Here is a 23,309-nt window from a genome sequence, read left to right on the forward strand (position 1 = left end):
ATTAATTCAGGAAAAATTAGAATAGATAGTGTAGCGGAAATTACTTTTTCAATAAATCTCTAATCTGAGTCAATAATTCTTCTTGAGTTGGCCCAGCAGGAATAGCTACAACAACCACTTCTTTTTTCTTCGCTTTTTCGGCGGCTCTTAATATTACAAAAACAAAAAATGCAATAATAACAAAGTTAATAATAGCTTGGAGTAAATTTCCATAAGTAATCACAGCAGCCCCAGCCTTTTTTGCTGCAGCCAAATCAGGATAACTGTTCCGATCCAAAGTGATGAATTTTTGGGTAAAATCGATACCGCCAGTTATCAAACCTACGATAGGCATTATGATATCATCAACAGCGGATCCAACAATTTTGCCAAATGCACCAGCAATAACAACCGCAGTTGCTAAACTTAAAACGTCTCCTTTCATCAAAGAAGCTTTAAAATCCTTGAAAAATCCCATAATTTATTTAATTTTAGGGTTACTATTTATCTTTGCAAAATGAATTTAATAAAAATTTTACCCCAATTAACCGTCTTTTGCCCAATACTTAATTACTCCCTGTAAAATACCCGTTTCACTCGTTGAGAAATACTCGTTAGAATTTCATAGGGAATTGTGTTTAGTTTCTGCGCCATATATGTCACCGTTGGGCTTTCGCCAAAAACAATCACCTGATCTCCTTCTGCACATTCTATATCAGTGACATCAACCATCAGCATGTCCATACAAATACTGCCAACAATGAAAGCTTTTGATTTGTTAATTATTACATAACCTGAACCGTTTCCCCAGCCTCTGGAAATACCATCGGCATATCCAATAGGAATCGTGGCAATTTTTGTGGGTTTATCCGCAATAAATCGTCTGCCATAACCAACACTTTCGCCAGAAGCAATACGTCTGACTTGTGAAATTACCGATTTTAGTGTACCCACGTTTTCCAACTTCTTCTGCTCTTCAACATCATTTGAAACACCGTAAAGTCCAATTCCCAACCGAACCATATCGTATTGTGAATCTGAATAATTGCTGATTCCCGAAGTATTCAAAATATGTCGCAAAGGTTTTATTTGTAATTCTGTCATCAATTTACACGATAATTTTTCAAATAAATCAATTTGTGAATGTGCAAAATCCTTGAATTCCAAGTCATCACTTGTGGCCATGTGAGACAAAATACTTTTTACCTTAACAGTTTGATTTCCTCTTAAAGTCGCAATCAAATCAGCAATCGTATTGTCCTCAAAACCCAAACGATGCATTCCAGTATCGAGTTTAATATGTATCGGAAATTGATTTAAATTCTTTTGTTCTGCAATCTTAAGGAAAGCATGAAGTCCTTTTAAACTATAAATTTCAGGTTCTAATTGATGCTGAATAATCGCAGGAAAACTGGTCGTTTCCGGATTTAAAACCATAATAGGCAAATGAATTCCAGCACTTTTCAGCGAAATTCCTTCATCGGCGAAAGCCACACCGAGATAATCCACTTTGTGATGTTCTAATAATTTAGCGATTTCAAAACCGCCATTTCCGTATCCAAAAGCCTTCACCATAACCATAATCTTCACATTCGGCTTCAATTTCGATTTAAAGAAATTCAGGTTATGACTAATCGCATTCAGATTGATTTCCAGAACGGTTTCATGTGTTTTTTCCTCTAATAAAGAAACGATTTCTTCAAATTGAAACGTTCTCGCTCCTTTGATTAGAATAGTTTCATTGGCAAAATTCAAATCATCGAATTTTGAAATAAACTCGGCTGTATTTTTATAGGTGATGCAATTGGCAAACTTTTTTTCGAATGCCGTAATGGTTTCTCCAATCCCGATAACACGATCAATTTTATTCGAAATAATCAACTGCGAAACTTTAGTATACAATTCGTCATTGGATAAACCACTTTGAAAAATATCCGAAAGAATCAACGTTTTCCTCTTGTATTGCTTCTGACTTTCGAGAAAATCCAACGCTATTTTCAAGGATTGAAAATCCGAGCTGTAACTGTCGTCAATAATACTACAGTTGTTGATTCCGTTCTTGACCTTCAAACGCATTTCTACCGGATACAACAATTCCATTCGGTTTTGAATGGTTTCTTCATCGTATTTAAAATACAACAAAACCATTACACACGAAATTGCATTTTCGACCGATGCCATATCCTGAAAAGGAATTTTTATATCAAAACGTTGCTTACCAAATTGAACATTCAAAAAGGTCTTGTCTAAAGCACTTTTTTTTGAAACAAAAACATCAGCATCTTTGCAGTCAAAACTCCACGAAAAAATTTTCATTTCGGGATTGATAAAGGTATTGATGATTTCATTTTTATTGTAAATTAAAACTTGAGCATGCTCAAAAAGTTTTAATTTTTCCGCTATTTTATTTTCTAAATTTACAAAACCTTCATCGTGCGCAGAACCAATGTTAGTCAGAATCCCAATCGTAGGCTTGATTATTTTCTCCAGTTTTTCCATTTCATAATGAGTGGAAATTCCGGCTTCAAAAATCCCCAAATTGTGTTGCTCATTGATTGCAATCACGGACAACGGAACACCAATTTGTGAGTTGTAGCTCTTTGGACTTCGAATTATGTTGTAATCAGGGCTCAATAAAAAATTAAGCCATTCTTTAACTATCGTTTTACCATTACTTCCCGTCAATCCTATAATAGGGAAATCAAAAAGACTGCGATAGTTTGCTGCAAATTGCTGTAAAGCAGTCAGCGTATTTTCGACAACAAAGAAATTAGCTTGACCTTCACATTCCAACGGAATATGTGTAACCACAAAATTCTGAACGCCAATTGCAATTAAATCCTTAATGTATTGATGCGCGTCATTATTGGCTCCGACCAATGCGAAAAATAAGGTCTGCGGTCCGTTTTGCAAAGAACGGCTGTCTATAGCAATAGCATCAATAGTCAAATCAGTGTTGTTACCAATGAATGTAGCGGGGACATCTTGAATGCTTTTTAGAATTTTCTGGCTCATGGAATTAGAAAGAGATTGAGGTAGATTTTTTATAGAGATTACTTTTTTAATAGTTTGTATATTTGTAAAACTTCCTCAAAAATAACACTTCTTTTCAAAACGATGACTTAGATCCACTATAATTATGAGCAATTCCGTTTATTTAAGAAAAAGAAACAATAGCAATTGCTTTACTAATTTTCGCAGATTACTTATATTTGTTTTTAGATAAAAATCAGCAGTTTTGAAAAAAATACTCCCATTGTTTTCCTATGTTTTCCATCCGATATTCATACCGGTAATGGCAACACTATTTTATCTTTTTTATAATGGGACTGATTTTGTAAGTCAGGAAAAACTATTTGTTTTTTTTCAAGTTGCGATTGTAACAGTATTTATTCCTGTCCTGGCATTCCTGCTTTTGCGAGCAACTGGAAATATGGATTCGATTATGGCGTTTAAAATATCCCAACGCAAAATTCCATTAGTACTACATTCTTTTTTGCTTATTTTTTTGGTACGAAAAAGCATTACCATAGACCGATATCCTGAACTGCACTTTTTTTTGTTGGGGGCACTTTTGAGCACAATCTTAGCACTTATCCTTTTGTTTACAAATATCAAAGCGAGCCTTCACATGATAGCAATCAGTTCCTTGACGGTATTTATAATTGGATTAAGTATGCATCTCCAAATTCAGAGTACGTTTACTATTGCAACACTGATTTTGCTGAATGGTTTTGTGGCCTCATCCCGGTTAGAAATGAAAGCACACACCAATAATGAACTGATTTTAGGTTTTTTTCTGGGAGCAATACCTCAGTTGCTTTTGCTGGTTCTGTGGTTATAAAATGTAGAATATGATCCCAAAATTTAAAGATCGCATATCAATGGATTCGTCGTTGACCTTCGCGGACTTAAACAACGAATTCAACCCATAATACGCATATAAATTAATCGTGTTGTAACCCGATGAAATATAAGCGCCATACTGAAATTTACTGAAATCTTTATTTCCAGTAACCGACACTTTACCAGTACTTCCATCATAAACAGACTTACCATACAATAAATAACTAAACTTTATTCCGGTGTAAATTCTCCAAAATTTATGACTTTCATAAGTAGAACTCCTCCATCTAAATTCAACAGGTACATCAACAGAGAGTAAGGAGAATTTGTTTTTATTGTACTTTGTATTCGGATCGATAAGGGCATAAACCGGCCCTGCATCCGTTGGCGAAATAATTAAATTCTGATTGTAATTATTATATGTAAAACCAAAACCCGAAGCTATGGCAATAGTTCTGTTTTTATTAATGGGCATATCTCTCAGAAAACCCGCTGAAAACCCGGAAGAAAATTTATTTTGAGACAAGCCTGTTGGCTTATCGACCAGCGTATTATACGTTATCGCAAAATAAAACTGATCTTCTCTATATAAGGAATCAACTTTTACAATTGGAGCCTCAACACCAGTTGTGTTTTCTTGCGAAAAAACATTAAAAACAAATAAAAGCAGGAAACAACTAAGAACTATTCGCATATTGTTTTTTGTTTTAAAATGGCTTGTTGCGCAAAAACAAAAATTGTGGTTTTTTATTTCGCGTGATCGCTTTACAAATATACCATTTTGTAGTATTTCTTACAGCCAGAAAGCATAATTATTGATTTTTACATCCTTCTCAAAGTTGAATAAAAAAAATCCTGCTAAAATTACTTAGCAGGATTGTCATTTTGCAGAGAGGAAGGGATTCGAACCCTCGATATGTTGCCATATACACGCTTTCCAAGCGTGCGCCTTCAGCCACTCGGCCACCTCTCTATTTTATAAGATTGCAAAGAACACGAAAAAAAATGAGTTAGAAAAGTAAAATCTAAAATTATATCATTTCTCCACGTAAAGAAGTTTCAAAAATAGTTTTGAAATCCTTTGCTTCAATATTTTGACCTAACAAATACATTAATTTTGTGATTGCGGCTTCGGTTGTGATGTCTTTTCCAGAGATTACTCCAATTTTCTTCATGCCCGTACTGGTCTCATATTGCCCCATACTGACGCTTCCAGCAGAACACTGGGTAACATTGATAATGTGCAAACCTTCGGCAATTGCTTTCCTTAATAGGTTTAAAAACCAATCCTCTGTAGGTGCATTTCCAGCTCCATACGTTTCTAAAACAATTCCTTTGAGATTTGGAATATTTAAAATAGCGGATAAAACAGCTTCACTGATACCTGGAAACATTTTTATAATCGCTACGTTGTTATCCAAGTTTTTATGAACCTTGAATTCTTTATTTTCATTTTTATACAGGAATAATTCGGAATTTAATTTTAAATGTACGCCAGACTCCACCAATTCAGGATAATTGGGAGATGTAAATGCTTTAAAATGTTCCGCATTAATCTTTGTAGTTCTATTCCCTCGATATAATTTATATTCAAAATAAAGACATACTTCGCTGATAACTGGTTCATCATTGTTTCGTAAAGACGCAATTTGAATGGCGGTGATTAAGTTTTCTTTGGCGTCTGTACGTAAATCTCCAATCGGTAATTGCGAACCGGTAAAAATTACGGGTTTCGATAAATTTTCAAGCATAAAACTCAATGCCGAAGCCGAATAGGACATCGTATCCGAACCATGAAGCACAACAAACCCATCAAATGAAATATAGTTATCCTCAATAATGATCGCAATTTTAGCCCATTTTTCAGGATTCATATTCGAGGAATCAATTGGATTTTCGAAAGAAATGGTTTCGATTTCACAATCCAATTGTTTCAACTCCGGAATGCGCTGTAATAATTTACTAAAATTGAAGGCCGTGAGCGCTCCCGTCTCAAAATCTTTCCTCATACCGATGGTTCCACCGGTGTAGATTAAAAGTATTTTGGCTTTATACAACATCGTGGTATTTTAATTTATTGACAACCGGATTCGCATACATAGCCAGAAAACCGTCTAAGGCAATTGGATTATCATGATCTATCCGCATTTCAAGTCTGCGTTCGAATAATGATTTTTCATTTTCGGTATACAAATGCGAAAAGCGATTGGTCTTGTTTACAATGTCATAAGCAATAAAATTCGTAGGCCACAATTTATAATTGCTCAATATGGCATCGTCAATCACTTGTGCCAATGCTAATATTTGCTTGTTGCAATTACCATTCTCGGAGCTTATTGAATCAATTTCAGCGTCTAGAACCTTCCCAACATGGATATGGATTCTTTTTTTCTGACCCAAAGCTCCACTAAGAATCGTCATGAAATCTTCGTTTTTTTCTTTAATGTAAACTTCATTATTGGCTTCAGCCATCAATTGAGGCATTTTTAAAGCATCTGTGGGATCATATTCATACGAAATAGAAACGGGTACAATTTTTATTTTCTTGAAATAATCCATCAAGTTCTTTTCATCAGAACCCATTCCAAGCATTTTCAAAACGCCAGGATTGGTCTCGTCATTGCCGTCTTTTGTTCTTCCTTCGCGTTGAGCAATCCAGACAGAGCGGTTTTCATGCAGCAATAAATTACCAATATATTCCGACAATAACTTTGAACTTTGCAGCATTTCTCTTGGCGTTAAGCCACGTTGCACCAGAAAGTTCCGATTCAGTTTTGCTAACGTATTCAAAAATGCTTTTTTGACTAAATTATCGCCAATTGCTGAAGCAGTCATCACTAAACCATGCTCAAATAAAGCCGTGTTCAACAACGTTGTGTCTAAAAGAATATCGCGATGATTGGATATAAATAAGTAAGAAGTATTAGGTTGTAAGTTTTCAAAACCGCAAGTAGTAAGTCCTTCGGAGCTTTTTTCTAAAACTTTTTGAACCGATTTGTAAATGAAATTACATTGAAAATCACGTATGGAATGTGTTTTTCCGAGTTGTTCTTTCCAAACTTCATCCGCAACTTCCGGGAAAGTGAAATTCATCAATGCTTTCATCATTGGATGATTAACAACATTCTGAAGTGCTTCGTTTATTTCAGAATCATAAAATGGCCGAATAGCGTCAAATTTCTGCATTTTGGTTCTCAGTTTTTGTGTGGGCAAATGAACAAAAAAAATATCAAAATAAGGTGAATTCTAATTTAAATCCCAAAAATAGCTTTCGAATTCTCCGTGGTTATCGCCGCAATTTCATTTGCCGAAAGGCTGTAAATCTGGGCTAGCTTCTCTACTACGTTTAAAATATAGCTGCTTTCATTTCTTTTACCTCGGAAGGGGACTGGCGCTAAGTAGGGAGAATCTGTTTCCAGAACAATGTGTTTAAGATCAATTTGGTTTAGGAACTGGTCGATTTTTCCGTTTTTAAAAGTCACCACACCACCAATGCCCAACTTCATATTATATGAAATTGCTTGTAACGCCTGCTCATAGGTTCCTGAAAAACAATGAAAAATACCAAATAAATCAACTGATTTTTCTTCCTCTAAAATTTCAAAAATTTCGTCGAAAGCTTCTCGGCAATGAATCACAATGGGTAATTTATAGTGTTTCGCCAACTGAATTTGTCTTTTGAAAGCGATTCGTTGCTGTGGCAAATGGGTTTTGTCCCAATACAAATCGATTCCAATTTCGCCTATGGCGTAGAATTTCCTTCTGGCCAATTCGTTTTCTACATGTTGTAATTCTTCGAGATAATTGTCTTTTACATACGTTGGGTGTAAACCCATCATTAAAAAAATAGTATTGGGATGATTTTTCTCCAAATCATACATCGCTTCCGTGCAGGTAGAATCGATTGCGGGAATAAAAAAACGCGAGACACCGGCATCAATGGCGCGTTGTATCATTTCGTTCCGGTCTTGATCAAATTCCTCTGAATATAAATGAGTATGTGTATCGGTGATGGTTATAGTTGCTTTCAAGTGTAAAGTTTAAGAGCACAAAATTACATGAATAAATGTTGTCGAAAAAATGGTTTTAAAAAGATTCGTACAATTCCTTAAGCAACTCCATGTATCTTTGTAAACAGTTAAAAATTACTGAAATAAATTCTGCATAAATGAAGAACCTCCACGATATTCTCAAAAAAGAAAACTACAAAAAAGTAAAATTTAAAATTACTAAAACGCAACATCTTTTGATAAAAGCAAAAATAAATGGTGTGACAGGGAATTTTATTCTTGATACAGGAGCTTCAAACAGTTGTGTGGGATTTGAAAGTGTCGATTTATTTTTATTGGATGCAAAAAAATCAAAGACGAAAGCCGCTGGCGCAGGAGCCACCGGAATGTTTACGCAACTGGCTTTAAAAAATCAATTGCAGCTTGGTTCCTGGAAAAATTCTAATTTCGACCTCGTTATTTTTGATTTGTCTCATGTAAATGAAGCGCTAACGCAACACAAGGCCAAACCTGTTCATGGTATTATTGGCGCTGATATTTTGATGAAAGGAAAGGCGATTGTCGATTATTACAACCATTATTTGTATTTGTTAAAATAGAAAATCCTGTTTAGCACATACTAAACAGGATTCTTTTATATTCTAAAACCTTAGAATTACAATTCAAACGCTTTTTTAGGATTGTTGTCTAACAATAATTCCATTGGGTTTTCTAAAGCTTCTTTCACAGCAACTAAAAATCCAACTGACTCACGACCATCAATAATTCTGTGATCATAAGACAAAGCTACGTACATCATTGGGTGGATTTCCACTTTTCCGTTTACTGCAATTGGACGCTCAATAATGTTGTGCATTCCTAAGATTCCAGATTGTGGAGGATTGATAATTGGCGTACTCAACATACTTCCAAAAACACCACCGTTAGTAATTGTAAAGGTTCCACCAGTCATATCATCAACTGTGATTTGTCCGTCACGTGCTTTAAGCGCTAATCGTTTAATATCTGCTTCAACACCACGGAAAGTTAAGTTTTCCGCATTGCGAACTACGGGAACCATTAATCCTTTTGGTCCTGAAACCGCAATTGAAATATCGCAAAAGTCGAAAGCGATCTTATGATCACCATCCATCATTGAGTTTACATCTGGGAATAATTTTAACGCTCTGGTTACTGCTTTCGTAAAGAAAGACATGTATCCTAAACCAATTCCACCGTGTTTAGCTTTGAATGCATCTTTGTATTCATTACGAATCAAGTTGATTGGCGTCATGTTTACTTCGTTAAAAGTAGTTAACATAGCCGTTTCGTTTTTAGCGGCAACTAATCTCTCAGCCACTTTACGACGCAACATCGATAATTTAGTACGTTCCGATCCACGAGAACCACCTGTAGGAGTTCCCATTGAAGGCACAGCATTTACGGCATCGTCTTTAGTGATTCTTCCGTCTTTTCCCGTTCCGGTTATAGAAGCTGGCGCTATATTTTTTTCGTCTAATATTTTTCTTGCTGCCGGAGATGGAGTTCCTGAAGCATACGTTGCTACTGGAGCTGCCACTACCGGAGCCGCTTTTGGCGCTTCTGCTTTAACTTCAGCTTTTGGCGCTTCAACTGTTTTTGTAGCTTCAGCAACTGGTGCATCTCCAGCTGGTTTTGCTCCGGCAGTATCAATATGACACACTACTGCTCCTACTGCTACTGCATCGCCTTCTTCTGCTTTTAAAGTAATGATTCCGCTGGCTTCTGCTGGCAATTCTAATGTTGCTTTATCAGAATCAACTTCAGCAATTGCTTGGTCTTTTTCTACATAATCTCCGTCTTTTACCAACCAAGTTGCAATTTCAACTTCCTTTATAGATTCCCCTGGTGATGGGACTTTCATTTCTAAAATCATGTTCTATTATTTTAAATTATGAATTTTAAGTTTTAAATTGTTCTCGAACAACCTATGTTTATTGTGTGAACTGTTTTTTAGCCCTGATTGCAGTGAAAATCCTTTTTATTTTTTTTGAAAAATAAAAAGATTGCAACGTAAAGCAGGTTCCTGGCTCCTAAAAATAATTATTTTAGTGAGATTACTTTGCCACGTTCCTAGCAATGACTATCTATATAAATTTTTATCAAAAACCATTCGCAAAGCATCGGCCTGACGGCGTTTTGCTCTTGTATAACTTCCTGCTGCCGGAGCCGCGTATGCTTTTAGTGACGCCAATCTCCATTTTACTAAATCGAAATTCATCAACATAAAGCTGTACGCTCCCATGTTTTTTGGCTCTTCTTGTGCCCAAACATAATCGTCAGCATTTGGATATTTAGCAATAATTTCTTTTAATTGATCCACCGGCAATGGGAATAATTGTTCGATTCTAACGACCGCAACATCATTTCTACCAAGATTTTCTCTTTCGGCAGTAATATCATAATAGAATTTACCAGTACAGAAAACTAGTGTTTTCACCTCGTCTTTATTCACTGTTTGGTCATCGAATGTTTCCTGGAAAGATCCGTTTGCAAATTCTTCAACGGTAGAAACCACTCTTGAATCACGCAACAAACTCTTTGGTGTAAAAACAATAAGCGGTTTACGGAACGTTGTTTTCATTTGTCTTCTCAACAAGTGAAAGAAATTGGCTGGCGTTGTACAATCCGCAACATACATATTATGTCTGGCGCAGAGTTGCAAATAACGCTCCATTCTAGCCGAAGAATGCTCTGCTCCTTGTCCTTCATAACCGTGAGGCAATAGTAAAACGATTCCGTTCTGGTTATTCCATTTGTCTTCTCCACAAGAGATATATTGGTCAATCATAATTTGGGCTCCATTACTGAAATCTCCAAATTGTGCTTCCCAAATGGTTAATGTATTTGGGTTTGCCAAAGCATATCCGTAATCAAATCCTAAAACTCCGTATTCAGATAACAGTGAATTGTAGATATTGAACTTTCCAGTTGTTCCTTCTAAATTACTTAGTAAAGTTACTTCTTCTTCTGAATCTTCCACTTTTACAACGGCGTGACGGTGAGAAAATGTTCCGCGCTCCACATCTTGTCCGGAAATACGAACATCGTATCCTTCTTTTAAAAGTGAACCATACGCTAAATGTTCAGCCATAGCCCAATCCAGCTTATTCGTTTCGAAAAACATTGTTTTTCTGTCGTTGATCAGTTTTTGTATTTTGCTGATGAATTTTTTGTCTGAAGGTAAGTTACAAATTACGTTTGCTACCTCAGTAAGTCCTGCCACAGGGAAAGTAGTATCAACTTTTTTTAGCATTTCCACATCAGAAACTTGTTCAAAACCTTTCCATTCATTTTTCATGAACGGTGTGATGATAGTTAAATCTTTTTTACGGGATTCTTCTAAGTTTATCTCCAAGTTTGATTTGTATTCTTGCTCCAATCCTTTTACAAAAGTGGAATCAATTACTCCCTCAGCAAGTAATTTCTCCATATAAATGTCCCTTGGATTTTTGTGCTTGGCAATAATTTTATACAATACCGGTTGGGTAAAACGAGGCTCATCACCTTCGTTATGTCCGTATTTTCTATATCCTAATAAATCTATAAACACATCGCGACCAAATTGCATTCTGTAATCCAATGCAAATGACATTGCGTGAACTACGGCTTCCGCATCATCCGCATTTACGTGTAATACCGGTGAAAGTGTTACTTTGGCAACATCCGTGCAATACGTAGAAGAACGCGCATCAAGGTAATTAGTTGTAAATCCTACTTGATTATTGATTACAATATGAATTGTACCACCGGTTTTATAACCGTCTAGTTGTGCCATTTGCACTATTTCATAAAGAATTCCCTGAGCAGCAATTGCGGCGTCTCCGTGAACGGCGATTGGCAATACTTTTGAGAAATCGTTAGGAAAATATTTGTCTTGTTTTGCTCTTGTGATTCCTTCAATTACTGCACCTACAGTTTCTAGATGCGAAGGATTTGGCGCTAAATTGATATTAATTTTTTTACCAGTACTAGTAACTTTATCAGCTGTAAGTCCTAAATGGTATTTTACGTCTCCGTCGAAATATTCCTGGTCGTAATCTTTACCATCAAACTCTCCAAATATGTCTTGGGTTGATTTGCCAAAAATATTGGCCAAAATATTCAATCGGCCACGATGTGCCATTCCCATTACAAATTGTTCCACTCCTTTTTCAGCTGCTTTTTCTATTAAAGCATCTAAAGCCGGAATGATTGATTCTCCACCTTCCAAAGAAAAACGTTTTTGACCTACATATTTTGTATGCAAGAAGTTTTCAAAAGAAACGGCTTGGTTCAGTTTATTCAGAATTGATTTTTTTTCATCCAAAGAAAATTTAGGCTGATTATCATTGACACCTAACTTTTTCTGAATCCACTCCACTACTTCCGGTTTACGGATATACATATATTCCACCCCAATGTGCTGGCAGTATATTGTATCAAGATGTGTTATGATTTCCTGAAGCGTGCAAGGCTGAATATTAATCACCTTTGCAGCATCAAAAATAGTGTATAAATCTGCGGAGGAAAGTCCGAAATTTGTGATTTCTAACGTTGGTGATGACATACGTCTTTCTCGAACCGGATTCGTTTTAGTAAACAAATGACCGCGAGAGCGATACCCATCTATTAATTTCAATACGTTGAATTCTTTTTGAAGCTTTTCAGAGATCAAACTTACATCCGTATTATTAGAGGCAAAATTCGCTATTTGTTCCACAGGGTTTTCCTCATTGTAAGTTGTCATCCCAAAGTCAAAACCTTGAAAAAAACTTCTCCAACTTGGCTCGACGCTATCTGGATTCTCTAAATATTGATCGTATAATTGTGCGAAAAATTCTGTGTGTGCTGCGTTTAAAAATGAAAACCTATCCATAATATTTAGTGAATATACCTTTTTTGTTAAAATAGTCTTGCAAAAGTACGATAATACAATAAATTTATAATTTAATTTAAGATACTTTTACATTGAATATTGTTAAAAAACTAAAACTTATGACTAAGAATTGCTTTTTGAAGGAATCCAAATCATTTTTCACACTAATTGCCGTTTTTTTTTCATGTTGCTTATTTGCACAACAAGATGATTTGCAATCAGAAACGGAGAATGAATTTTGGAGAAATGTCCAATTTGGAGGCGGAATTGGTTTAGGATTTGGTTCCGGTTATACTGATATCTCTTTGGCGCCCAGTGCTATTTATAATTTCAATAAATACGTGGCTTTTGGTGTTGGTGCGCAATATAAATACTTAAAGCAAAAGGATTATTACGCTTCGCATTTGTATGGGGGAAGTTTAATCGGATTGTTAAATCCAATAAATCAAATCCAACTTTCGGCTGAACTCGAACAATTAAGAGTCAATGTAAATTTGGATGGGTCCAATAGCAATTCACAAGATTATTGGAATACCGGATTATTTATTGGTGCCGGTTACCGATCCGGAAATGCGACAATTGGCGCCCGTTATAATGTTTTGAACGATAAAAACAATATTTACGGCAGTGCCTTTATGCCATTCTTCAGAATGTATTTTTAATTATCTGCTATGAAAAAAACCTTTCAATTATTCTGTATATTGTTTGTAAGTTACAGTTTTGCTCAAAATAATATATTACAATCTGGCCCTATGGTGGGTTATTGCGAAATGACGGAGGCGGTGATTTGGCTTCAAACCAACAGAAAAGCTTCGGTGAAAATAGCTTATTTTGCCCTTGACAATCCTAGCAAAATTTTCTATTCTGAGGTCTATTCGTCTTCAAAAGAAGTTGGCTTCACGCACCATATTATTTTAGATCAATTAAGTCCCGGAAAAAAATATAAGTATGAGGTTCTCATAAATGACAAAAAAATCATGTTGCCATACGAAACTTCTTTTTCATCAAAAAAATTATGGGAGTGGCGCGAAGATGCTCCTGATTTTACAGTAGCAATTGGGAGTTGTTCCTATTTTAACGAAACTCCTTTGGACAGACCGGGAAAAGCCTATGGAAGTGAGTATGGAATTTTTGAAAGTATTGCCAAAAAAAATCCAGAAATTATGATATGGAGTGGCGACAATATTTATCTCAGAGAAGCGGATTGGGATAGTAAAACTGGGATTTATCATCGCTATACTCATTCAAGGTCAATAAAAGAAATACAGCCTTTGCTGGCAAAAACACAGAATTTTGCCATTTGGGATGACCATGATTTTGGTCCGGATGATAGCGATGGCAGTTTTTACAACAAATTTCTGACTCAAAAAGCGTTTAAAGATTTCTGGGCAAATAAAAGTTACGGCATGAATTCAGCGCAAAACGAAGGTATTTATTCGACCTTTAGCTGGGGTGACGCTCAATTCTTTTTATTGGATGACCGGTTTTTCAAAACTCCAAACAACAGAATCACCGGCGAAAGAACAGTTTTAGGAAACACACAATTAGAATGGCTGATTAATGCCTTAAGCTTTTCCAAAGCCAGTTTTAAAATAATTGTAATTGGCGGGCAAGTATTAAATTCAGTGGCAGAAAAAGAAAACTACAGCAATTATCCTAAAGAGAAAGAACGATTGTTAAAAGAAATTCTTGATAATAAAATAAAGGGCATTCTGTTTATAAGCGGTGACCGACATTTTACTGAATTCTCTGAGGTTCCTCGAGACAATACCTATCCGTTATACGACTGGACTGTTTCGCCGTTAACTTCTGGCGTTGCATCTGAAAATATCTTAAAGGAAAACAACATTTACAGAATAAAAGGCAGTTTGATTGCGCAACATAATTTTGGAACCCTTTCTTTTTTAGGTTCAAAAGAAAATCGCCAAATGAAATTAACTGTTTTTGATACTGCAGGAATTGAATTATGGAATAAAACAATCTCAAAAAAAGACTTACAATAACTAATACTTGTTCCTAAACCACACTTTTTGCCATTCTCTTTTTAGAATTAAAAAAGATACCTGTTCGGCAAGAACTACTAAATCTGATCCGTCCAGTTTTTTTATTTCTTCTTCAGAAACATCAATTATGTAAAGTAAATTGAGGTATTCGGCAAACTTGTATTGAATGAGTCGATAGATTTTTTCATGCAATAGCAACTTCAATTCGTCAGGTGTACTATTCAAAGAACAATCAATTGCTTCGTTAGCGAGATTGAAATCCTTATTCATTTGTTCGATTAATTTCAAATATAAGTTTTCGCCTTCTGCTTCAGTAAGTAGTAAATCGGTATTTTTTGGAACTATAAACATATCTTTAAAATTTCAATGGCAATATCAATAGCAATTTTCAATATTGTTGTTATGGTACAATTTACTTTTTGTTAATTTTAAATATCAACTTTCAAAGTCAACGTTGCTATTGATTTTTGAAATTGAAATTGAATTACACTTTCCTTCCCATTAAATTTTCACCAAAAGCTTTCAGCATTTCTTTTTTATCGGTACCAATATTCATTTTATCTAAAGTACGGAAAGCCTTCAAAGTAAAATCCTGAATCGCATCCTGCGTTGCCTTTGACGCACCAGAACTATTAAAAAGCACTTTCACTCTCTCTATTTTATTGGTATTATCTTCAGGCTGAACTGAAAACAAGCTTCTCAATTCTTTTGCTTCCTCATCTTTTGAAAAATCAACTGCTTTGAGATATAAATATGTTTTTTTGTTTTCGATGATATCTCCTCCTACTTGTTTTCCAAAGGTTTCTGGATTTCCAAAAGCATCTAGAAAATCATCCTGTAATTGAAAAGCCAACCCTAAATTGAGTCCGAAATCATAAATCAAATTTGCGTTTTCTTCAGAGGTCTCCGCAATAATTGCCCCCATTTTCATGGCTGCAGCTACTAAAACAGCAGTTTTATATTCAATCATTTTCAAGTATTCCGAAATAGTAACATCATTACGCTCTTCAAAATCAACATCCCATTGTTGACCTTCACAAACTTGGAGTGCAGTTTTGCTGAAGAGTTTAGCTAAAGCTTTAAAAATAATTGGTTCGTACTGTTCGAAATATTGGTATGCTAAAATCAGCATTGCATCACCCGATAAAATCCCCGTGTTCAAATTCCATTTTTCATGAACCGTTTCATGCCCTCTTCGCAAAGGCGCATCATCCATAATATCATCATGTACCAGCGAAAAATTATGAAAAACCTCAACAGCCAAAGCCGCCGGTAACGCTTTTTTATAATCTGCGTCAAAAACCTCAGCACTCATTAATGTAAGTACTGGACGCATTCGTTTACCGCCAAGATCTAATATATAATGTATAGGCTCATATAAATTTCTAGGTTCTTTGGTTTCATATTGTGATTGCAAATAATCCGAAAGGAACTCCTGATACTGGTAAATAGAATGCATAAAATAAATTTTTTGGCTAATTTACAGTATTCAATTTGCATTACAAACTCCGTTTCATTATCAAATGTTAAATAAATCAAAATACGTTGGAAACTATTTTGGTATTCAAAGTTTCCATCTTACATTTGCAGTCGAATTTAACCGTTCAAAGCCTAACAGAATTTTTTGAGCGGTTGTACGAATCGATTAAATTTTTAATACACCCGAGAATTATGAAAACTAAATGGACAATTGACTCGAATCAATCTGATGTTCTGATTAAAATGAGACACTCTATAATTGCTTATTTAGCGGGTACAATCAACAAATTCAGCGGACACATAGACATAGAAAATAATGAAATTGAAGACGCATCGATTGAGTTTTCTTTGGATGTAAACAACAAAGACACTAAACTGGAACAAATTGACACGCATTTAAAAATTAATGATTTATTTAATGTCAACGAATATCCAATCATCAGCTTTAAGTCGACTTCATTCGAAAAAGTAAATAAGAATATCAATTTTTTAAAAGGAAATCTGACTATCAAAAACATTACTAAAGCAGTTGAACTAGATGCGGAATTCATTGGAATCAATGCTTACAATGGGGATCAAAAGGCAGGATTTGAAATAACCGGAAAAATTAACCGTAAAGATTTTGGGCTAACCTTTAATTCATTCACTCAAACTAGCGGATTAGCTCTGGGTCAGGATATTAAACTGATTGCCAATTTAGAATTTACCGTTTAAAACTTCAACCGTAGTCGAATGTTAAATAATTACAAAATTAATGGAAACTATTTCAGTGCTAATAGTTTCCTTTGTACATTTGTACTCCATTTTCAAACTTAATTAATTGATTTAAAGCATAATAAACTATTTCAGATTACAAAAAATGAAAGAAAAAATTATAAATAAAGCAAAAGATATGTTTTTGAAACTAGGTTTCAAAAGCATCACTATGGATGATATTGCTGGTGAAATGTGTATTTCAAAAAAAACAATTTATAAATATTTTGCCAACAAAGAATTGTTGATACAAGAAAGCACACAAGTGCTTCACAAGGAAGTTCATGAAATTATCACCGAAATTATTTCTAGAAACTACAATGCTATTGAGGAAAACTTCCAGATTAGGAAAATGTTTGCCGATATGTTTAAATCAACTGATACTTCCCCAATTTATCAACTGAAGAAACATTATCCGGAAGTTTACGAAACGGTTTTAGAGTATCAAGTTCAAGAATGTGAAAGCTGTTTCAAGCAAAATATCGAAAAAGGAATTGCTCAGGGCTTGTACAGAAAAAACCTAAATATTGAAGCCTACATCAAACTTTATTATGCATTGATTTTTAGCATAAACGAAAACACCCGCTCTGAAAGAGAGGCTTTTGCACTAGAAATGGAGGCTTTAGAATACCACACTCGAGCAATGGCAACAGAAAAAGGAATTGCCGAACTAGAAAAAAACTTACTTAATCCAATTACATAATAATGAAAAAAACAGTTCTATTAATAATTTTGACATTTGCGCTTGGTGCCAATGCACAAAATGTAAAATCGCTTACACTGAAAGAAGCTATCAATTACGCTTTAGAGAATAAAGCCGATGCTAAAAAAGCAAAACTGAAAGTGGAAAACAGCGAATACCAAATTCAGGAAGTACGCTCCAGAGCTTTACCACAAATTTCAGCTAACGGTAATCTGACTTACAACCCTGTTTTACAGACAACTGTAATTGATGGAGCAAATTTTGGTCAACCAGGAAGTACTATTCAAGCTAATTTTGGTCAAAAATGGATTTCAACTGCTGGCGTTTCTGTGACACAAGCGTTATTTGACCAATCCGTTTTTACCGGCTTGAAAGCAGCGAAATCTACCAGAGAATTTTATCAAATCAATGAACAACTAACCGAAGAACAAGTAATTGAGCGCGTGGCCAATAATTATTATCAGGTGTATGTGCAAAGACAAAAACTTACAGTCATTGATAGTACATATAAAAATACTACCAAAGTAAGAAACATAATTAAAGGACAATTTGACAACGGATTAGCTAAAAAAATTGATTTGGATCGAATTTTAGTTAAAATTTCAAACATCAATACGCAACGCCAACAAGTGTTGAACGCAGTCCAAATCCAAGAAAACGCGTTGAAATTCTACATGGGAATGCCAATAGAAACTCAAATCGTGATTCCTAATACTGCTTTCGAAGTGAGTCCGCAATCATTGTCTGAAGTTCCGAACACGTCAAACAGAACAGAATATTTGCTTTTGAAAAAACAAGAACAATTGTTGACTTATCAAAAAAAGGCTGTTGAAGCTGGTTATTACCCAACAGTATCATTGAGCGCCGGGTACAATTATATTGGTCAAGGTCCTGTAATGCCTATTGGAGGAAAACCGGCTGATGGCGTATATTGGTCAGATTTCTCCTCAATTGGTTTAAATTTAAAAGTGCCTATTTTTACTGGATTTGGTACCCGTGCTAAAGTAAGACAAGCTGATATCGATTTACAATCCATAAAAGAAGATCTAAACGATACAAAATTATCCCTTGACCTGGCTTTCGCCAATGCAAAAACTCAAATCGACAATAGCCTAACTATCATTAACAATCAAAGAGAAAATGCGCAATTAGCCAAAGAGGTTTTAGATAACACCAGAAACAATTACATTCAAGGATTAGCTTCTTTAACTGATTTATTAGATGCTGAAAACTCATTGACTGAAGCGCAAAACAACTACACATCAGCCATATTAGACTATAAGCTGGCAGAAATACAATTAATCAAATCAAAAGGAGAATTAAAATCACTTATAAATAACTAAAAAAAATGAAAAAAAACATACTAATCGTTGTAGCAATCGTAGCCACTTTAGGCGTGATCGGATATGTATTGATGAATAACAAAAAAGAAAACGAAGCTAAAACTGCTATTGTCGCAGAGAAAAATGCCAGAATTTCTGTTAAAGTTGCAACGGTAAAAACTGAAGAAGTTTCGCTCGATTTCTCTGCCAATGGAAATTTCGCACCACTACAAGAATTAAGTTTTTCTGCTGAGAAATCAGGAAGAGTAGTTCGCGTTTTAGTTGATGAAGGCGACAAAGTGCGCATTGGTCAAACGTTAGCAATTGTAAGAAGCGAACAAATTACGGCTGACTTACAAACGGCACAAGCTTCTTATCAAAATGCTTTGACCGATTACGGTCGTTTTGAAAATGCTTTTAAAACGGGTGGTGTCACAAAACAACAATTAGACCAAGCGAAATTGAATTTAGTAACTTCAAAATCAAGATTGCAACAAGCGAAAGTAAATATTGGTGATACCAATATCAAGGCGACAATAAACGGAATTGTAAACAAGAAATATATTGAACCGGGATCTGTTCTTGGTGCCGGAACACAAATGTTTGACATTGTAAATGTTTCAAAATTGAAATTGAAAGTCAACGTCAATGAAAATCAGGTTGCAGGTTTAAAATTAGGCAATACGATTACCGTAAAAGCAAGCGTGTATCCTGATGCTACCTTCTCCGGAAAAATTTCGTTCATCGCTCCAAAAGCGGACGCAAGTTTGAACTTTCCGGTAGAAATAGAAATTGCTAATAATGCTGCAAATGATTTGAAAGCCGGTATGTACGGAACTGCCGAATTTTCTGCAAATCAAGGAAAAAAATCTTTGATGATCGTTCCTAGAAATGCTTTTGTAGGAAGTGTGAGCAGCAATGAAATATTTGTAATCGAAAACGGAACTGCTAAACTGAAAACGGTTACAGCCGGAAGAATTCTTGGTGATAAAGTAGAAATTTTAAACGGGCTTTCAGAAGGCGAAACTGTAATTGTTACCGGTCAAATCAACCTTCAGGACGGATCTAAAGTGGATGTTATAAAATAAGTCGAAAAGTCGAAAGTCTTAAAGAAATCGCTTCAAGCCTAAAGCTTTCAGACACAAAATATAAATATATGAAATTAGCAGAAATATCCATAAAACGTCCTTCATTAGTCATCGTACTATTTACGATACTAACTTTAGGAGGACTGTTCAGTTACAGCCAATTGGGCTACGAATTAATTCCAAAATTCGAAACCAATGTAATTACTGTTGCCACTATCTACCCTGGAGCGTCTCCAAGTGAAATAGAAAACACGGTAACAAAAAAAATTGAAGATGCCGTTGCTTCATTAGAAAACATCAAAAAATTAGATTCTAAATCATACGAAAGTTTGTCTACGGTTTCTATCACTTTGAATTCCGGTGCCAATGTTGACATTTCAATGAATGATGCGCAACGAAAAATAAACTCCATCATCAGCGAATTGCCGGACGATGCTGAAGCGCCTTCTTTGACTAAATTCTCCCTAAGCGATTTACCAATTATGACTATTGGTGCCAACGGAAAAATGGATGAAGCCGCTTTTTATGACTTAATAGATAAAAAAATAGCTCCTGTACTTTCTCGTGTAGCCGGTGTGGCGCAAGTAAATATCATTGGTGGACAGGAAAGAGAAATTCAAGTCAATCTTGATGCAGTAAAAATGCAAGGATACGGACTTTCTGTTCCGCAGGTACAACAAAATATTTTAACTTCCAATCTTGACTTTCCAACAGGAAATATTCAAACAAGAGAACAAAAAATCTTAATTCGTTTAGCTGGAAAATACAAAAATGTTGAAGAACTAAAAAACTTGGTAGTGTCCTCAAAAAACGGAATTCAAGTTCGTTTAGGCGATATTGCTGATGTTCAGGATACGCAAAAAATCACTGAAAAAATAGCCCGTGTCGATCAAAAAAGTGCGATTATTTTACAAATTGTAAAACAATCTGATGCAAATGCAGTTGCTGTAAGTGAGGAATTATTAAAAGCAATTACTGCTCTTGAAAACGATTATAAAACCACTCAACTTAAGCTGGAAGTTGCAAAAGACAGTACGGTTTTCACACTGGAAGCAGCTGACTCTGTAGTACACGATTTGCTGATAGCAGTGTTCTTGGTGGCTTTTGTAATGTTGTTTTTCTTGCATAGTATTAGAAATTCATTGATTGTAATGGTTTCTATACCTGCTTCATTGATTGCAACTTTTATTGGAATATACTTATTGGGTTACACGCTGAATTTAATGAGTTTACTGGGATTATCACTTGTTGTTGGTATTCTTGTGGATGATGCAATTGTGGTTTTGGAAAACATTTACCGACACATGGAAATGGGAAAAAGCCGAATTCGAGCTTCCTATGATGGAACCGCAGAAATTGGCGGGACAGTAACCTCAATCACATTAGTAATCGTTGTTGTGTTTTTACCAATTGCAATGAGCTCCGGATTGGTTTCTAATATTATTACACAATTTTGTGTGACCGTAATTATATCAACGTTGTTCTCTTTGTTGGCTTCCTTTACCATTATTCCTTGGTTATCTTCCCGTTACGGAAAATTAGAACATATTGAGGGTAAAAATGTTTTTGGAAGAGTTATTCTTGGATTTGAAAGTTACTTAACCCGATTTATCAACTGGATTTCTGGTTTATTGACTTGGTGTTTGGACCATTACAAAACTACTCTGGCAATTGTTCTGTTCATTTTCTTTAGTTCTATCGCGCTTGTGCCGGCAGGATTTATTGGTGGAGAATTTTTTGCCGCATCAGATAGTGGTGAGTTTTTAGTTCAAATTGAAATGCCAAAAGACGCTTCATTGGAACAAACCAATTTCATGACTCAAAAAGCAGAAGCTTTCTTGGAAAAAGAAGAATATGTGAAAAGTCAAATTACAACCGTGGGTCAAACCAGTGAAGGTTTAGGAGCATCACAAGCTACCGCATACAAATCAGAGATTGACGTCAAAATGATCGAGCAAAAAGACCGTTCTGATGAAGCCTCAGTATACGCTGCGAAAATAAAACGTAAACTGGAAAAAGTACTGGTTGGTGCAAAAGTAAAAACCGTCCCTGTGGGTCTTTTAGGAACTGCCGAAGACGCGACATTAGGATTAATCGTAACCGGTTCATCTCTTGAAAGCGCCATGGCTTTCGCCAAAAAAGCCGAAGCTGAATTGTATAAAATTCCTGGTGCTACAGAAATTAGATTATCTGTAGAAGATGGAAACCCAGAAATAAATGTACAAGTTGACAGAGATAAAATGGCGGCTTTGGGATTAAGTTTACAAACTGTAGGTATGACCATGCAAACTGCGTACAGCGGAAACACTGACGGAAAATTCAGAGCTGGTGAATATGAATATGATATCAACATCAAATACAACGCTTTTGACAGAAAGAGTATTAATGATGTGAGCAACTTGATTTTCATTAATGAAAGAGGCGAACAAATCAAATTATCACAATTCGCCACTGTAAAAGAAGGTTCTGGACCCAGCCAGTTAGAACGTAGAGATAAAACGGCATCGGTTACGGTAAAAGGACAAAACGTAGGAGTTCCGGCAGGAACAATTGTCGCGCAATGGCAAGAAAAAATAGACCAAATCAAGAAACCAACTGGTGTAAACTACATTTGGGGTGGAGATCAGGAAAACCAGTCCGAAGGTTTTGGAACATTAGGAATTGCTTTACTGGCCGCTATTATCTTAGTTTACCTTGTAATGGTTGGATTGTACGACAGTTTTGCTCACCCGTTTGTGGTATTGTTTGCTATTCCGCTTTCGTTTATTGGAGCACTATTGGCTTTGGCTTTAACCAATAATACGCTGAATATCTTTACAATTCTAGGTCTGATTATGTTAATTGGTTTAGTATGTAAAAATGCGATTATGCTTGTGGATTACACCAATCAGCGAAGAGCAGCTGGTGAAACTATAAGAACCGCATTGATTCAGGCGAATCATGCACGTCTTCGTCCAATTTTGATGACCACTATTGCGATGGTATTTGGTATGGTGCCAATTGCACTTGCAAGTGGAGCCGGTGCGGAATGGAAAAATGGATTGGCGTGGGTTATTATCGGAGGATTGATTTCGTCCCTATTTTTAACCTTAATTATTGTTCCGGTAATTTATGAAATCATGGAGAAATTAATTGCTAAATTCAGTAAAGGAGAAAAAGTTGATTACCAAGCTGAAATGGTTGCTGATTATAACCATATTGAACTAAGTGAGGATGGTTTTAATCCAAAACATACCGTTTAAACAGTAAT

General features: G+C 35.5%; 19 protein-coding genes and 1 tRNA gene. 9 read left to right on the plus strand and 11 right to left on the minus strand.

Annotated elements, in window-relative coordinates:
• Positions 1-40: 40 nt before the first annotated feature.
• Together mscL and BMZ76_RS02515 are read right to left on the minus strand one after the other, a co-directional pair.
• Positions 41-457: a large conductance mechanosensitive channel protein MscL gene (mscL, locus tag BMZ76_RS02510; RefSeq protein ID WP_091203151.1), complete on the minus strand. Its 417-nt coding sequence runs from the start codon at positions 455-457 to the stop codon at positions 41-43.
• Positions 458-549: 92 nt separating this feature from the next.
• Positions 550-2,994, minus strand: coding sequence for a bifunctional UDP-N-acetylmuramoyl-tripeptide:D-alanyl-D-alanine ligase/alanine racemase (locus BMZ76_RS02515; protein WP_091203152.1), 2,445 nt, complete (start codon positions 2,992-2,994; stop codon positions 550-552).
• Between the two features lie 223 nt (positions 2,995-3,217).
• Here BMZ76_RS02515 and BMZ76_RS02520 point away from each other — a divergent pair, with 223 nt between their 5' ends.
• The gene (locus BMZ76_RS02520; RefSeq protein WP_091203153.1) at positions 3,218-3,823 is read left to right on the plus strand and encodes a hypothetical protein; all 606 of its coding nucleotides are present in this window, start codon (positions 3,218-3,220) and stop codon (positions 3,821-3,823) included.
• Here BMZ76_RS02520 and BMZ76_RS02525 read toward each other — a convergent pair.
• The 5 genes from BMZ76_RS02525 to BMZ76_RS02545 form a co-directional block, all read right to left on the minus strand.
• Entirely contained in the window at positions 3,818-4,519 is a 702-nt protein-coding gene (locus BMZ76_RS02525; RefSeq protein WP_091203154.1) for a porin family protein, read from the minus strand. The genes BMZ76_RS02520 and BMZ76_RS02525 overlap by 6 nt on opposite strands.
• 194 nt (positions 4,520-4,713) lie before the next feature.
• Positions 4,714-4,798, minus strand: a tRNA-Ser gene (locus tag BMZ76_RS02530).
• Positions 4,799-4,856: 58 nt separating this feature from the next.
• Positions 4,857-5,885, minus strand: a complete 1,029-nt coding sequence (locus BMZ76_RS02535) for an asparaginase (protein WP_091203155.1) — start codon at positions 5,883-5,885, stop codon at positions 4,857-4,859.
• Positions 5,875-7,011, minus strand: coding sequence for a 1-acyl-sn-glycerol-3-phosphate acyltransferase (locus BMZ76_RS02540; protein ID WP_091203156.1), 1,137 nt, complete (start codon positions 7,009-7,011; stop codon positions 5,875-5,877). Before BMZ76_RS02540 ends, BMZ76_RS02535 begins: the two co-directional genes overlap by 11 nt.
• Before the next feature lie 65 nt (positions 7,012-7,076).
• The gene (locus BMZ76_RS02545; protein WP_091203503.1) at positions 7,077-7,844 is read right to left on the minus strand and encodes a TatD family hydrolase; all 768 of its coding nucleotides are present in this window, start codon (positions 7,842-7,844) and stop codon (positions 7,077-7,079) included.
• Positions 7,845-7,993: 149 nt separating this feature from the next.
• Here BMZ76_RS02545 and BMZ76_RS02550 point away from each other — a divergent pair, with 149 nt between their 5' ends.
• A complete protein-coding gene (locus tag BMZ76_RS02550) occupies positions 7,994-8,434 on the plus strand; it encodes a retropepsin-like aspartic protease (protein ID WP_091203157.1) in 441 nt (146 codons plus the stop codon).
• Between the two features lie 56 nt (positions 8,435-8,490).
• Here BMZ76_RS02550 and odhB read toward each other — a convergent pair whose 3' ends face one another.
• Together odhB and BMZ76_RS02560 are read right to left on the minus strand one after the other, a co-directional pair.
• Positions 8,491-9,729 carry a 2-oxoglutarate dehydrogenase complex dihydrolipoyllysine-residue succinyltransferase gene (gene odhB, locus BMZ76_RS02555; RefSeq protein WP_091203158.1) on the minus strand — a complete coding sequence of 413 codons (1,239 nt, stop codon included), beginning with the start codon at positions 9,727-9,729 and terminating at the stop codon, positions 8,491-8,493.
• 207 nt (positions 9,730-9,936) lie between these two features.
• Entirely contained in the window at positions 9,937-12,711 is a 2,775-nt protein-coding gene (locus BMZ76_RS02560) for a 2-oxoglutarate dehydrogenase E1 component (RefSeq protein ID WP_091203159.1), read from the minus strand.
• Between the two features lie 119 nt (positions 12,712-12,830).
• On the opposite strand from BMZ76_RS02560, the gene BMZ76_RS02565 reads away from it, so the two are divergent.
• Together BMZ76_RS02565 and BMZ76_RS02570 are read left to right on the plus strand one after the other, a co-directional pair.
• Positions 12,831-13,373 (plus strand): hypothetical protein, encoded by a 543-nt coding sequence (locus BMZ76_RS02565; protein ID WP_091203160.1) that lies wholly within the window; start codon positions 12,831-12,833, stop codon positions 13,371-13,373.
• 9 nt (positions 13,374-13,382) lie between these two features.
• Positions 13,383-14,714, plus strand: coding sequence for an alkaline phosphatase D family protein (locus BMZ76_RS02570; RefSeq protein WP_091203161.1), 1,332 nt, complete (start codon positions 13,383-13,385; stop codon positions 14,712-14,714).
• On the opposite strand, the gene BMZ76_RS02575 is transcribed toward BMZ76_RS02570, so the two are convergent.
• Both BMZ76_RS02575 and BMZ76_RS02580 read right to left on the minus strand, forming a co-directional pair.
• The gene (locus BMZ76_RS02575; protein WP_091203162.1) at positions 14,715-15,065 is read right to left on the minus strand and encodes a hypothetical protein; all 351 of its coding nucleotides are present in this window, start codon (positions 15,063-15,065) and stop codon (positions 14,715-14,717) included. It abuts the gene before it with no gap.
• Positions 15,066-15,198: 133 nt separating this feature from the next.
• Entirely contained in the window at positions 15,199-16,173 is a 975-nt protein-coding gene (locus BMZ76_RS02580; RefSeq protein WP_091203163.1) for a polyprenyl synthetase family protein, read from the minus strand.
• Between the two features lie 212 nt (positions 16,174-16,385).
• On the opposite strand from BMZ76_RS02580, the gene BMZ76_RS02585 reads away from it, so the two are divergent.
• The 5 genes from BMZ76_RS02585 to BMZ76_RS02605 all read left to right on the plus strand — a co-directional run bounded on the left by BMZ76_RS02585 (position 16,386) and on the right by BMZ76_RS02605 (position 23,301).
• On the plus strand, positions 16,386-16,907 hold the full coding sequence (locus BMZ76_RS02585) for a YceI family protein (RefSeq protein ID WP_091203164.1): 522 nt from the start codon (positions 16,386-16,388) through the stop codon (positions 16,905-16,907).
• A 145-nt stretch (positions 16,908-17,052) separates the two neighbouring features.
• On the plus strand, positions 17,053-17,649 hold the full coding sequence (locus BMZ76_RS02590) for a TetR/AcrR family transcriptional regulator (protein ID WP_091203165.1): 597 nt from the start codon (positions 17,053-17,055) through the stop codon (positions 17,647-17,649).
• Positions 17,650-17,651: 2 nt separating this feature from the next.
• Positions 17,652-18,992, plus strand: a complete 1,341-nt coding sequence (locus tag BMZ76_RS02595) for a TolC family protein (RefSeq protein WP_091203166.1) — start codon at positions 17,652-17,654, stop codon at positions 18,990-18,992.
• Positions 18,993-18,997: 5 nt separating this feature from the next.
• Positions 18,998-20,059, plus strand: a complete 1,062-nt coding sequence (locus tag BMZ76_RS02600) for an efflux RND transporter periplasmic adaptor subunit (RefSeq protein ID WP_091203167.1) — start codon at positions 18,998-19,000, stop codon at positions 20,057-20,059.
• A 68-nt stretch (positions 20,060-20,127) separates the two neighbouring features.
• Positions 20,128-23,301 (plus strand): efflux RND transporter permease subunit, encoded by a 3,174-nt coding sequence (locus BMZ76_RS02605; RefSeq protein WP_091203168.1) that lies wholly within the window; start codon positions 20,128-20,130, stop codon positions 23,299-23,301.
• The last annotated feature ends 8 nt before the right edge of the window (positions 23,302-23,309 follow it).

Source organism: Flavobacterium xueshanense, from assembly GCF_900112975.1.
Lineage (GTDB): Bacteria > Bacteroidota > Bacteroidia > Flavobacteriales > Flavobacteriaceae > Flavobacterium > Flavobacterium xueshanense.